Origin of the sequence: Massilia genomosp. 1 (assembly GCF_011682185.1) — a bacterium.
GTDB lineage: Bacteria > Pseudomonadota > Gammaproteobacteria > Burkholderiales > Burkholderiaceae_D > Telluria_A > Telluria_A rubra.
Genome location: NZ_WHJF01000699.1, coordinates 1 through 216 on the forward strand (window position 1 = coordinate 1; position 216 = coordinate 216).

Annotated in this window: 1 protein-coding gene; it reads right to left on the reverse strand. The window is 53.7% G+C overall.

Annotation, left to right across the window (positions count from 1 at the left end; translation table 11 throughout):
• Nucleotides 1-216, reverse strand: a 216-nt coding sequence (locus F1735_RS35320) for a transposase (protein ID WP_167241687.1), incomplete at both ends; no start/stop codon positions are given.

The window sequence follows — 216 nt, forward strand, 5'->3', positions numbered from 1 at the left end:
GAGAAAACCATATTTATCGAAATTGAAAGCATGGTAGGTTCCGCCGGTGGCGGTTTTCAGGTTACTCAGAACGGTATTTATCCACCTGAAACAAGGCATTGCGCTGCTCTTGCGGGCAGTGCCCACGACCGATGGCTCATGCTTTGCACCGGCCGCCTGCACTGCCGTGAAGCAGTTCAAACCATCGGAGACGACGATACTCGCTGCTGCCAGATG